General features: G+C 65.0%; 13 protein-coding genes. 6 read left to right on the top strand and 7 right to left on the bottom strand.

Annotation, left to right across the window (positions count from 1 at the left end; genetic code table 11):
• Nucleotides 1-104: 104 nt before the first annotated feature.
• Complete coding sequence (locus ASE26_RS08585) at nucleotides 105-1736, top strand: methyl-accepting chemotaxis protein (protein WP_057246023.1); 1632 nt, start codon at nucleotides 105-107, stop codon at nucleotides 1734-1736.
• Here ASE26_RS08585 and ASE26_RS08580 read toward each other — a convergent pair.
• The 4 genes from ASE26_RS08580 to ASE26_RS08565 all read right to left on the bottom strand — a co-directional run bounded on the left by ASE26_RS08580 (nucleotide 1655) and on the right by ASE26_RS08565 (nucleotide 4323).
• Nucleotides 1655-1852 (bottom strand): DUF2970 domain-containing protein, encoded by a 198-nt coding sequence (locus ASE26_RS08580; protein WP_057246021.1) that lies wholly within the window; start codon nucleotides 1850-1852, stop codon nucleotides 1655-1657. The genes ASE26_RS08585 and ASE26_RS08580 overlap by 82 nt on opposite strands.
• Nucleotides 1853-1934: 82 nt before the next feature.
• On the bottom strand, nucleotides 1935-2672 hold the full coding sequence (locus ASE26_RS08575) for a hypothetical protein (protein ID WP_057246019.1): 738 nt from the start codon (nucleotides 2670-2672) through the stop codon (nucleotides 1935-1937).
• A 58-nt stretch (nucleotides 2673-2730) separates the two neighbouring features.
• On the bottom strand, nucleotides 2731-3555 hold the full coding sequence (locus tag ASE26_RS08570) for a GGDEF domain-containing protein (RefSeq protein WP_229208130.1): 825 nt from the start codon (nucleotides 3553-3555) through the stop codon (nucleotides 2731-2733).
• A 162-nt stretch (nucleotides 3556-3717) separates the two neighbouring features.
• Entirely contained in the window at nucleotides 3718-4323 is a 606-nt protein-coding gene (locus tag ASE26_RS08565; RefSeq protein ID WP_057246017.1) for a YigZ family protein, read from the bottom strand.
• Between the two features lie 96 nt (nucleotides 4324-4419).
• On the opposite strand from ASE26_RS08565, the gene ASE26_RS08560 reads away from it, so the two are divergent.
• Both ASE26_RS08560 and ASE26_RS08555 read left to right on the top strand, forming a co-directional pair.
• Complete coding sequence (locus tag ASE26_RS08560; RefSeq protein ID WP_156409904.1) at nucleotides 4420-6033, top strand: hypothetical protein; 1614 nt, start codon at nucleotides 4420-4422, stop codon at nucleotides 6031-6033.
• Nucleotides 6023-7138 (top strand): sterol desaturase family protein, encoded by a 1116-nt coding sequence (locus ASE26_RS08555; RefSeq protein WP_055935223.1) that lies wholly within the window; start codon nucleotides 6023-6025, stop codon nucleotides 7136-7138. Before ASE26_RS08560 ends, ASE26_RS08555 begins: the two co-directional genes overlap by 11 nt.
• Here the strand turns inward: ASE26_RS08555 and ASE26_RS08550 are convergent.
• Nucleotides 7050-8384: an APC family permease gene (locus ASE26_RS08550; protein WP_055935221.1), complete on the bottom strand. Its 1335-nt coding sequence runs from the start codon at nucleotides 8382-8384 to the stop codon at nucleotides 7050-7052. The two genes, ASE26_RS08555 and ASE26_RS08550, sit on opposite strands and share 89 nt — an antisense overlap.
• A complete protein-coding gene (locus tag ASE26_RS08545) occupies nucleotides 8368-9435 on the bottom strand; it encodes an aromatic ring-hydroxylating dioxygenase subunit alpha (protein WP_055935219.1) in 1068 nt (355 codons plus the stop codon). Before ASE26_RS08545 ends, ASE26_RS08550 begins: the two co-directional genes overlap by 17 nt.
• A gap of 68 nt (nucleotides 9436-9503) precedes the next feature.
• Here ASE26_RS08545 and ASE26_RS08540 point away from each other — a divergent pair, with 68 nt between their 5' ends.
• The 3 genes from ASE26_RS08540 to ASE26_RS08530 are packed head-to-tail and all read left to right on the top strand — an operon-like array spanning nucleotide 9504 to nucleotide 11826.
• Nucleotides 9504-9896 carry a hypothetical protein gene (locus ASE26_RS08540; protein ID WP_057246014.1) on the top strand — a complete coding sequence of 131 codons (393 nt, stop codon included), beginning with the start codon at nucleotides 9504-9506 and terminating at the stop codon, nucleotides 9894-9896.
• 20 nt (nucleotides 9897-9916) lie between these two features.
• Entirely contained in the window at nucleotides 9917-10375 is a 459-nt protein-coding gene (locus ASE26_RS08535; protein ID WP_055935215.1) for a MarR family winged helix-turn-helix transcriptional regulator, read from the top strand.
• Entirely contained in the window at nucleotides 10372-11826 is a 1455-nt protein-coding gene (locus ASE26_RS08530; protein ID WP_229208129.1) for an MDR family MFS transporter, read from the top strand. The genes ASE26_RS08535 and ASE26_RS08530 overlap by 4 nt, the downstream gene beginning before the upstream one ends.
• Before the next feature lie 82 nt (nucleotides 11827-11908).
• Here ASE26_RS08530 and ASE26_RS08525 read toward each other — a convergent pair whose 3' ends face one another.
• Complete coding sequence (locus tag ASE26_RS08525) at nucleotides 11909-12211, bottom strand: YciI-like protein (protein ID WP_057246011.1); 303 nt, start codon at nucleotides 12209-12211, stop codon at nucleotides 11909-11911.
• Nucleotide 12212: the final 1 nt, after the last annotated feature.

Below are 12212 nucleotides of genomic sequence, written 5' to 3'. Positions count from 1 at the left end.
GGGGCGGCGGCTTATATTTTGGAATCGACAGATTCTAAATGAATTGGTGTAGTCTTGCCTATTTGCAGGACCGAGGTTGCAGAGTCGCTACGAAAGGGATAGCTATGTCTAAGCAATCGATGAAGGTGGGCACCCGGTTGGCGCTGGGGTTTGGCCTGGTGCTGGCGTTGATGGCTGGCGTGTCGGGGCTCGGTATCTACAATATGCACCGCATCCACGCCCAGCTCGAGAAAGTCGTGCAGCTTAATGTGGCGAAGCTGACCTATGTGCAGGATATGTCGGAAGCGGTGCACATCGTTGCACGCGTGACGCGCACCATGGTGCTGTTGTCCGATGAAGCGGCCATGCAGCGTGAACTGCCCAAGATCCAGGCAGCCAGGGCCCAGTATGACAAGGCGCAGGCAGCGCTGGAAGCCTTGCCGGGTTCGGACGAGGGCAAGGCGATTCGCTCCCGCATCCGCGCCTTGCAGCAGGAAGCCCGCCCGCTGACCGACCAGTTGCTGCAACTGGCCTTGCGGCATAAGGACGAGGAGGCGATGGCGCTGCTGATGCAGAAGGCCGGCCCTGTCACACAGCGCTGGCAGGATGTGATGGACGAAGACGTGCAACTGCAGCGTCAACATAATGCCAAGGATGCAGCTGCAGCGAGCGAAGCCTATGCCTCGGCCCGCATGATGATGCTGGCCATGAGCGGCCTGGCGCTGGTGGCGGGCGTGGTTGCCGCCGCCGTTATCGCGCGCCGCCTGCTCGGCCAATTGGGTGGCGAGCCCGATGTGGCGGCCGAAATTGCCGGCCGTATCGCCGCCGGCGACCTGACCGTGCACGTGGAAACGCGCCAGGACGATGAAGCCAGCATGATGAAGGCCATGAGCATGATGCGCGACAGCTTGCTGCGCATCGTGTCCGAAGTGCGGCAGGGAACGGAGACCATCAATACCGCCGCCACCCAGATCGCGGCCGGTAACCTGGACCTGTCGTCGCGCACAGAGCAACAAGCCAGCGCGCTGGAGGAAACCGCTTCTTCAATGGAGCAGCTGACCAGCGCCGTGCGCGAAAACGGCAGCAATGCACGCCAGGCCAACGAACTGGCCGCGGCAGCGACCGCGGTGGCGCAGCAGGGCGGCGCCGTAGTGGGCCAGGTGGTGCAGACCATGGGCTCGATCAGCGATTCGTCGCGCAAGATTTCGGACATTATCGGTGTGATCGACGGCATCGCTTTCCAGACCAATATCCTGGCGCTGAATGCGGCAGTGGAGGCGGCGCGCGCCGGCGAGCAGGGGCGCGGCTTTGCAGTCGTCGCTACCGAAGTGCGCCAGCTTGCCCAGCGTTCGGCGGCCGCCGCCAAGGAAATCAAGGACCTGATCGTCAATTCTGTGGAGCAGGTGGACCAGGGCAGCGCCCTGGTGGCGCGCGCCGGCAGCACCATGGAGGAAGTGGTGTCCTCGGTGCAGCGGGTATCGCAAATCATGCGCGAAATCACCGCTGCCGGCGACGAGCAAAGCGCAGGCATCGAGCAGATCAACCGGGCCGTGACGGAGATGGATACGGTGACGCAGCAGAACGCTGCGTTGGTGGAAGAGGCAGCATCAGCGGCGGATGCGCTGAAACAGCAGGCCGCCCACCTCGATACCCTGGTGGGCGTGTTCAAGCTGCATCACGACGTGGCCATGCGCACTGCGAACAGCAGGATAGCGACGAAGCAGCTTGCCGCAATCAGTCCGCCTGCGATGACGTAGCCGGGGCGCAGGGCGCCGACGTCGCGTTCAAAGTCGCTGCGCCGGCGCAGTCCGATGAAGGACCAGGCAACGGCCAGCATGGTTTCGCCGAAGCTGCGGGGTTTGCTGTCGTCCATGTCGTTTCCTTTCGAGGTTGGACCTATTGTGCGCCGGCCCGGCCCCGAAAAACAGGCGCAGAAGCGCCTGGAAACGACCGTATCAGTTGGCCCTTAGCCCGGCCAGGGTCTTCAGGAGTTTGGCGCGCTGGCCGCCGGCCCAGTCCAGCCGCAGCAGGTCGGCGTCGCCCAGCGACTCCAGGCTGGCGGCCGCCTCGTCGCTGCCGCCGTCCCCCTCGTCCAGCATTTCCTCGTACAGCTCGGGGTAGGCCTGGATGCGCAGCATGACTTCGTCGGCCACTTCATCTTCCACCATGATGTCGCCCCAGGCGAGCAGGCGCTCGGCCAGTTCACATAGCGGGGCAAGGCGTTCGGCCGACCTGGCCTGCTGCTGCAGCAGGTCGAAGCTGGCCAGGGCTTGCTGCAATTGGCGACTGCAGGCCGAGACATGGCAGGCGTAAGTGGCGAATTCGCGTGCCAGCGGGCCGCCTTCGGCCATCTTGTGCCAGCTTGCCAGCATGGCGTCGCCGCCCAGCACCGGGCCGGCGCCTGGCACTTGCCAGGCTTGGGGGACTGCCAGTTGGCGCAGCTGCACTTCGGCGCGCGCCACGCAGACCTGCAGGTCCTCCAGGCGGCGCGCAAAGGCGCTGTTGGCGCGCGACTCGCGCAGCTTGTCCAGCAGGTGGGTGGGGAGGGATTCGCGGCCGCGCCATCGGCCAAAAACGGGCAGGGCGGCGGCGCGCGGCGCAGGGGCCGGTGCCAGCAGGTGGTTCATGGCGCGCGCGCCGCGGCTGCGCAGCAGCCAGGCGTCGCCAGGCTTGAACTGTAATAAAGAGTCCATCACAACCTCCCTAGGGCTTTGAGGGAATTCTGAACCTTTTATCAAGCCCTAGCAAGCATCAGTCGGCGCCGACGATACGGTTGCGGCCGGCGCGCTTGGCCTGGTACAGGGCGTCGTCGCCGCGTTTCAGTACCTCTTCGCAGGAGCAGTCGCCGGCGCGGAAACCGGCCAGGCCGCCGCTGATGGTGACGGAATCGCCAATTTTGCCCAAGGCTTGCAGGGTTTCAGCGATGCGCTGGCGCAGTCGTTCGGCGATCGGCAAGGCTTGCTCGCAGGTAGTGTGCGGCATCAGGACCACGAATTCGTCGCCGCCCAGGCGGGCCGGTGCATCGGTGCTGCGCAGTTCGCGCTGGCAGACGTCGGCGGTGGTCCTGATGACCGTGTCGCCGGCCAGGTGGCCATATTCGTCGTTGACGCGCTTGAAGTGGTCGATATCGAAAATCAGCATGGACATCGGGGTGCCGTAGCGCTCGAACGTATCGAAATGCTCGGCCAGCACGCTCATGAGTTTGCGGCGGTTCAGCAGGCCGGACAGGGAGTCCACCTCGCTCAGCATGCGCAGCTGGTCTTCCATCTCCTTGCGCGCCGTGATGTTGCTGGCAACCCACAGTACCGCGTCTTCGCCGTCCACCAGGAAGTCCAGCGCCTGGATGCGGCCCTCGAACCATAGCCGGCAGCTGGGGCCGCTGCTCGGCAGTCCCTTGATATCGCCGGCCACCAGGCTGTATTCGACGATGTGCAGGGCGCGCCAGGCCAGGGCGGTTTCGAGTTCCTTCAGGAACCAGCTGGCCTTGTCCGGCGTCAGGACGTCATGCACGGTCTTGCCGATCAGGTGTGTGCCGTCGTGGTAATAGCGCGCGTCGATGCCGCCGTAAATGGCCATGTATCGGCCGCTGCGCGTCAGGACGAACGCAGGGTCGGGCAGGGCATTCAACAGCGACGAGAGTTGATTGCCAGAAAATAGTGTTTCATCGCGCATTCTACGACAGTAGCCAGAGTCGGCCAATAAGGCAAAAATTGTTAATAGGAAATTACTTAATTGTAACTATTTGAATAACGCGTCTTGCTGCTTTGGCCACTCAAGCTGGCCGCTGGCGGCCTCGTTCAGCTGGTCTACCAGGGCCGGCGCGGCGGCCTGCGCGATACGGAACGCCAGCGTGACGCGCTGGTCGTGGGCCACTTCCAGCAACTCGGCGCCGGCGGCGGCCAGCTCGCGCCGCAGCAAACCTTCCAGCGAATAAGGCAGGGTGCATCGCATCTCGGCATAGCGCACGATGGCGACCTTTTCCACCTTCAGCAGGGCCTGGGCTACGGCATCGGTGTAAGCCCGCACCAGGCCGCCTGCGCCCAGCTTGATGCCGCCGTAATAGCGCACCACGGCTGCCAGCACGCCCTCCAGGTCCTGGTGGCGCAGCACGTCCAGCATGGGGCGGCCGGCGGTACCGCCCGGTTCGCCGTCGTCGACCGCTGCCGATTGGCCGCCCGCCAGCAGGGCCCAGCACACGTGGGCGGCGTCGGGATGCTCGGCGCGCAGGCGGGCCACGACGGCCTGGGCTGCGGCGCGGTCGGCCACCGGCAGCACAAAACCGAGAAATCGGCTTTTCTTTACAATTAAATCGCTAGTCGCGAGAGATATAATGGTTTGTGGCATGGGGCCAACATGATACAGCTTTGCTGAACTGTTAACCTCCGGCATCCCTTACAATGCTGTTGCAATTTGTTCAACTTGGTCGACGTGGCGACGTTCGTGGCAACTTATCGGATCAAAACCCTTGGCGTACAGAGCGGCTTCCAGCAGGAGCGGGTCGAGGCACGCCTGATGCTTTTGTTCCGCCGCCCGCTTGAGGCGGTGCGCCCGATCGCCGCCGGCAATGGCTCGATCGTGAAGAAAGGCGTCGACTGGGCCATGGCCGAGCGCTTCCGCGACGCCTTGATGACCTGCGGCATCCGCTGCGAAGTCGAAGAGGAGAAACCGCCGCCGGCGCGCGCCACCCTGGCTGAATATGCGGCGCAGTTGCAGGCGCACCTGGAACTGCTGGACCCGGGACGGCGCTGGACTTTCATGGCGGACGAAGGCGAACTGTTTGGCGTACCCGGCCCGGAGTCGCCATATCCGCTCGAACTGCTGGTGCCGCTGGAGAACATGTACCGGGAATGGCTGGCTGTTTCGCTGGCCGCCAGCGAAGATTTGCTGCGCCACACTGCCGGCATGGTCCTGATGGGCAATACGCCGGGCATGGTGGAGGAGGCCGTGCGCCACCTGCTGCCGATCGTGCGCAACAGCGCCGAACGCGGGCAGGCCATGCTGGCCGCCGCCCGCGGCTATTCGCCGCTGCTGTTCCGGCCTATCTGCGAAGGGCTTGAAATGGGGCTGGCCTTCCATCGCGGCACCGTTGTGCACCGCGTGGCGCGCGCCCACCTCGAAGCCTGGGACATGACGGAGGATGCGGCCTTCGAAGCCGCCTTTGCCAACCTGCGCGCACGCTCCACAGCGCCGCTGCTGCCTTCGCCCCAGGGCGTGTTCGGCGGCGGCTGGGACGATGGCTACGATGCGTCGCGCATGCTGCTGCCGGAGTTGATCCAGGCTGCGGTCCCTGATGGCCGTCCGGTCGTCATGGTGCCGACGCGCGGCATGCTGATGGTGTGCAGCGACAAGAACGAAGTGGCGATGGATGCGATGCTGAAGGCGGCCATCTCCGCCATGCGCGAAGAAAAAATGGTCATGCCTCGCTTGCTGCGCCTGGTCGACGGCCGTTGGCAGATCTTCGTGCCGCCAAGCCTGACGCGGCGCCTGAACAGCCTCGCCAAGTACGTGGAAGGCAATGATTACCGCCTGCAGAAAGAGCTGCTGAAAGCGCACGAATGGGCCAGTGGGCGCAATCGCTGCGTGGTGACCTACTTGGTCGGCAAGCTCGGTCCGGAGCAGGTGCGCACCAGCGCCTGCACCTGGACGCGCGACATGCCAAGCCTGCTGCCGAAAACCGACCTGCTGTACTTTGCCGATCCCGCCAGCCTGGAGCCGCCAATTACCGTGACCTGGGAAGACGCCATGCCGGTGGTGGGCGCGCTGATGGAGCGCACCGACGACTATCCGCCGCGCTATTTTGTCGCCGGCTTCCCGAACGAAGTGCAATTGGCGCAGCTGGCCGATATCGCTGCCGCCGCGCGGCGCGAGGCCAAGGCTCAAGCCCTGGCCGCGGCCCAGGCTGCGCAAGCCGCGCTGGCCGCGCAGAACAGCCGTCCAGTGCTGGATTCGAAGCGCATGCAAAACGTCGCGGCGGTGCTGAACCGTCCTGTCGGCGACGTGCTGCGCAGCGCCCTTGGCCGCAAGGCAGGCGTCAAGCCCGCGCATGCTCGATAACAATGCCCTGGTGGCTGCGGCCACTCCCGTTTTCCTGGTCATGATCGCGGCTGAAGCCTGGCTGGCGCACCGCCGCCGCCTCGACGCTTATTCGCTGGCCGACAGCCTGACCAGCATGGCATGCGGCATCTGGACCGTGACGCTGGAAGTATTCACCAAGTCCGCCATGCTGCTGGCCTATGGCTGGCTGTTCAGCCACTTGTCGCTGTGGCAGTCGGCGCCAGGTTCTGCGTGGACCTGGGCGTGGTCGTTCCTGGCCTTCGACTTTATCTATTATTGGGCTCACCGCTGGTCGCACGAGATCAACTTCCTGTGGGCGGTGCATTCGCCGCATCACCAGAGCGAAGAATTCAACCTCACCACCGCGCTGCGGCAGGGGGCTTTCCAGGACCTGTTCCATGCGCCGCTGTTCATGCTCCTGGCGCTGCTTGGCTGCCCGCCGGGCGTGTTCATCATCCAGCTCACCTTGAGCAAGTTCTACCAGTTCTGGATCCATACCCGCCTGGTCAGGCGGGTGCCGCTGATCGAAGGTCTCCTCAACACGCCCAGCGCACACCGGGTGCACCATGCGGTGAACGATGTCTACCTGGACCGCAACTATGCCGCCACGCTGATGATCTGGGACCGCCTGTTCGGTACCTATATCGAAGAGGGCGAGGAATGCGTGTACGGCGTGCGCAAGGGCGGACCGGGCTGGAATGCCGTGTGGGCGCAATTCGCCTGGCCGGCCGTGATGTGGCACGACGCTGTGCGTACTGCACGCTGGCGCGACAAGCTGTCGCTGTGGTTCCGCCATACCGGCTGGCGACCCGCCGATATGGCCGCCGCCGATCCGTGGCCGGCCTTTACGCTGCCGGCGGGGCGTCTTTATACCGCAACGCGCGCCACAAGCGGCGGTGTGCGCTGGACCATCGCCGCGCTGCTGGCCTTCGCCGCTGCCGTGGTCTTGCAGAACCAGTTGATTACGCATGCCGCCACGCTGTCGCTGCCAGCCCGGCTGGCGCTGGTCGGCGCCGTTACTGCGGCGCTGCTGCTGGTGGCGCACTGCCTGCAGCCTGCTGCACCTTCTGCCGCCAGCGCACCAGCCAGAACACCGGCAGGCTGACCGCGCCCAGCGCGATGCCCCACCAGAAGGCCTCCTTGCCCATGCCGTAAAAGGCCCAGAGCGAGAAGACGCAGCTCATTACCGCACTGAACGCCAGCACGGCGCCGCGCTGGCGCAGCTTGAATACGGCCGCGCCGCCGACCAGGTAAAGCGGCATGCTGGCAGCCGTCACCACCAGCGTCAGGAAGGTAAACGCCTCCGCCATCGAGCGGCTGTAGTTCATCGCAATCATCACGCTGGCCAGCACTCCCACCAGCAGCAGCGACCAGGCTGGCGCACCGTGGCGGTTGGACGCTTTCAGCGCAGCGGGGAAAATGCCGTGATTGGCCATTGACGCCGTCACTTCGCCCGCCAGCATGGTCCAGCCATTCAACGCACCGAGGCCGCTGAAGATGACTGCCAGGGCCAGCCAATGGCCGGTGCCGGCATCCCAGTAGCGGCGGAACAGGTCGACGAAGGGAGCGTTGGACGCGGCCAGCTCCGACTGCGGCAACAGCAGCATCGGGATGGTGCAGACCAGCACATACACCACCGCCGCGATTAGCGTGCCTGCAATCGTGGCGCGCGGGATGGTGCGCTGCGGCTCGTGCACCTTGGTGGCGGGCAGCGAGGCGCATTCCACGCCCAGCATCGCGAACAGCGCGATGCTGCCGGCAGCGGCTGTGCCGTCCAGCGTGAACGGCGTGGGCGGCAGGTGTGCCATGTAAGCCGCGCTGTCGGTGCCGAAGATCCAGGCGCCGAGCAGCACGATGGCTCCCATCGGCAGCAGCTTGAGCGCCGCCGACACCAGCTGCACCCGGCCGGAAGCCAGCGCGCCGCGCAGGCTGACCAGCACGAAGAACCAGACGATGCCCATGGCGGCGAGCGGCGGCAGGGCGGGATGCGAGGACAGTGCCGGCACCAGCGTCGCCAGGTAGCCCACGACGCCGATCGCCAGTGCCGCATTGGTAACCCAGATCGACACCCAGTAGCACCACATGGTAAAGAAGGCGACGCCATTGCCGAAGGCGCGGCGGCAATAGCCGTATGGCCCGTCCTCGTCCGGCATGGCGCGCGCCAGGCGGGCAAAGACGTGGGCGATGAAAAGGCAGCCGATCACGGTGATGGCCCATCCCGCAAAAGCGTTCTTGCCGAAGGGCGCCAGGGAGGCGGGCAGCATGAAGATGCCCATGCCGATCATGTTCCCCACGATCAGGGAGGTGCACATCCAGAAGCCGAGCGGCTTGCCCTTATCCGTGGCGTGCATAGGCGGTGCGCAGCAGGTTCTGGAAATGCCACACGCCGCTTTCGCGCCTCGGGTTCAGGCGCCCGGCGCTGTACGAGCCCGATGCCAGGCCTTGCTGCACGTGCTCGCAGATGCTGATGTCCTCCGCCTGGATTTCGTCGCTGAAAGCCTGCTCGGCCTGCACGCGCGCCTGCACGTCCGGATCGTCGGTGTAGTAATAGTCGAACTCCACGACGCATTGCCGCTGGCCGGCCGGCAGGATGCGGTTGGTCTGCAGCCGGCCCGGCGTGATGTTCAGCATGATGTTCGGGTAGATGAAGTAATACCAGGCGTTGCCGTCGCCATAGATGCCGTCGTTATTGCGCAGCGGGGAATGCTGCAGCGAATGCCATTGCGCCAGTTCAGTGTCGTAGACTCGGTAGTCGAGCACCTTCGACAGGCCGGGATGGACGAAGGGCAGGTGATAGCCTTCGAGGAAGTTGTCGATATAGACCTTCCAGTTGCATTCGAGCTTGTAGGTGTCGCGCTTGGCGAAGCGCATATGCGACAGATCGGTTGGCGCGATACGTTCGGCGATGCCGGCAAAGACCTGCTCGAACGGCGGCGTGGCGGCCTCCAGCGCCACGAACACCAGGCCCTGCCACTCGCGCACCTGGATGCGGGGCAGGCGGATTGCCGACTTGTCGAAACCGGCCGCGCCTTGCATTTCGGTGGCGGCCCGCAGCGTGCCATCGAGTTCGTAAGTCCAGCCGTGATATTTGCAGTGCAGCGCCCGCGCGCCCTTGCCGTTGCAGGTCGCAAGCGGCCCGGCGCGGTGGCGGCAGACATTGAAGAAAGCCTGCAGGCTGCCGTCGGGCTGGCGTATGATGAGGATCGGCTTGCCGGCAATGTCCCCGACTACGTGGTCGCCCGCCGCACGCAATTCTCCCGCGTGTGCAGCCAGCTGCCAGGTCGAGCCGAAGATTTCGCGCTGTTCGAACTCCAGCCAGCGCTGGTCGGTGTAGAAGCTGGCATGCAGCGCGTGTGCGCGTTCCAGCGGATCGATTCGGCAATGCTCCTGCAGGGTCATCATGTGCTCCGCGGCGCGAAAGATTTACTGTCTCATAAATTGCAGCGTACTGGAAGAAAGAGGTTGCAAAAATGGAGGAACGTCTTTTCTTTGAGGGCTTGCAAGCCCTGGCCGCGTCGGCCTTCCCCAAACATTGCAGTTATTGCGGACGGGTGTTCGCCACGTCCCAGGACTTCATGCGGCAAACCCAGTCCGTTCGCCAGGACATCACCGGCCTCAAACAAAGCTTCGACGACGACAGCGTTGCGATTGTCGAGGCTTACCGCAATTGCCTGTGCGGCTCCACGCTGATGGATTTCTTCACCGATCGGCGCGACGTTACGGATGCCGGGGCAAGGCGCCGCGAGCTCTTTGAGAAGCTGTTGCCGCACCTGCAGGAGATGGGCATGACGATGGCTGCGGCGCGCGAGCACCTGCTGGCGCTTTTGCGCGGCCGGGAGAAATCCGGTAGTATAGGTAGGTAGCCTACCTAATTATCTGAGCAATGCCGAAAAAACATGAAGCAAGCCTGGCGCCGCGCGTGCTCGCTGCCGGCGAGGCATTGCGCCTGACGCTGAAACGCCTGGTGCGCGAGATGCGCCGCGACGCCAGCGAAAACGGCGGCGATGTCCCGCTGGTGCAGTACATGCTGCTGTCCATCATCCAGGATCAGCCGGGCATCGGCGTGGCCGAACTGGCGCGCATGGAAAACGTACGCGCCGCCACCATGAGTGGCCACATCAAGTCGATGGAAGAGGCGGGGCTGGTTGAACGCAGCGCGCCCGACCCGCAAGACCGGCGGCGTTCCGGGCTGCAGGCCACGGCGCTCGGCACCGAGCGCATCGAAGCTTTGCGCGACAAGCGCCGCGACTGGATGGCGCAGCGCATCGCCCGCCTGACGCCCGACCAGCTGGCTGCGCTGGAAGCAGCGATTGAACCCCTGAACATCATCGGAACGCCATGAGGGACACTCCCGTCACCGAGCGCGAGATCCGCGCCGTCTATCTTGCGATGATGGCCGTGCTGGGCCTGAGCGCGCTGGACCAGAGCATCGTCGCCACCGCCTTGCCGCGCATCGTGGCCGACCTGGGCGGCATGGCGCACCTGTCGTGGGTGGTCACGGCTTATGTGCTGGCCTCCACTGCCACCATGCCGCTGTATGGCAAGCTGGCCGACCAGTACGGCCGCAGGCCGATGATCTTTGCCGCCATGGCCGCCTTCCTGCTTGGCTCCGCGCTGTGCGGCCTGGCGCAGAACATGACGCAGCTGATCGTTTTCCGCGCGCTGCAGGGCGTAGGCGCGGGCGGCTTCCTGCCGCTGGCGCAGATCATCATTGCCGACATCATTCCGCCCGCGGAGCGCGGCAAGCGCATGGGCATGGTGCCGGTGGTGTATGCCGCCACCAGCCTGCTTGGCCCGGTGCTGGGCGGCCTGATTACCGATGCGCTGTCCTGGCACTGGACTTTCTACGTCAACCTGCCGGTCGGGGCAGTGGCCTTCTACGCCATTGCAAAGGCGCTGCACAAGGAACAAGTGCACCATGCCCACCGCGTCGATTACCTGGGCTCCGTGCTGATGACCGGCGCGATCACGTCGGCGCTGCTGGTGCTGGCGCTGGGCGGCACCGAGTGGGCCTGGGATGCGCCGCAGGTGCAGGTGTGCAGCGTGCTGGCCGTGGTGCTGGGCGCCTGGCTGGCCGTACATGTGCGCAAGGTGCCGGAGCCGGTGCTGCCGCCGGATTTGTTCGGCAACCGGGTTTTCAATATCGCCAGCGTGGTGATGGCGCTGACCTTCATGGGCCTGATGGGCGCCACCGTCTTCTTCCCGCTGTTCTTCCAGGTGGTGATGGGCAGCAGCCCCGCCAGTTCCGGCCTGCTGACCGTGGCCATGATGCTGGGCCTGGTCGGTTCGTCGATGCTGAGCGGCCGCAGGCTGGCGCGCACCGGCAGGTACAAGGGCGTGCAGCTGGGCGGGCTGGCCGCGGCATTCGTGGCATTCACCACGCTGGCGCTGGGGATGGAAGCCGGGTGGGGCTATTGGGTCATCGAACCGGCGATCTTCCTGCTTGGCGCCGGCCTTGGGCTGGTGATGCCGAACATGACGATCGCGGTGCAGAACGCCTTACCGCTGCCGCGGCGCGGCGTTGGCACTGCGATGCTGACTTTCTTCCGCTCGCTGGGCGGCTTGCTCGGTGTCACCGGCTCGGGCGCCATGCTGGCGCGTTCGCTGCACATCCACGGTGTGAAAGCCGTGGCGGCAGTGGGGCCCGGCGCCAGTGCGCTGCCTTCGACGGTGGCGGTGTACCGCCACGCGATTGCCGGCATCTTCGGCGCGGGCGCCGCGCTGGTTCTGCTAGGCCTGGTCGTGCTGCTGTTCCTGCCGGAGCTTCCGCTGGCTGGGCACAAGGCCGATTGATCTCGCAATCCTGGGACGGCAAATTGCAACTATCGTTTCTGCAGACAAAGTATCAAAAGTCACGAGTTGCATAAATCCGACATCAGCCGGGGTAAATCGGCGCGTCGGCCAGCTTGCCCGCCACCGTCATCCATGGCCGGATGCGCCATTTGAGTACCAGGCCACCTTTTACATAGGGGTCGGCATGGACGAACTCCTCGATCAGCGCCGGCGAATCCGCCTTGAACCACAGTAGCGCGCTGTCGACCGGGTCGCCCAGCACGCCGCCCAGCTGGAACTCCCCGCGCTCATGCGAGGCCCAGGCCAGCTTCAGGTGCGCGTCGCGGAACTCGGCGCGGCGTTCGAGGTAGTCGGGGGCGTACTCATAAATCAGGACGTAGTGCATG

Origin of the sequence: Duganella sp. Root198D2 (assembly GCF_001428585.1) — a bacterium.
Taxonomy (GTDB): domain Bacteria; phylum Pseudomonadota; class Gammaproteobacteria; order Burkholderiales; family Burkholderiaceae_D; genus Rugamonas.
The sequence above is the reverse complement of the archived record's forward strand: the minus strand, read 5'-3'. Positions and strand labels throughout refer to the sequence as shown.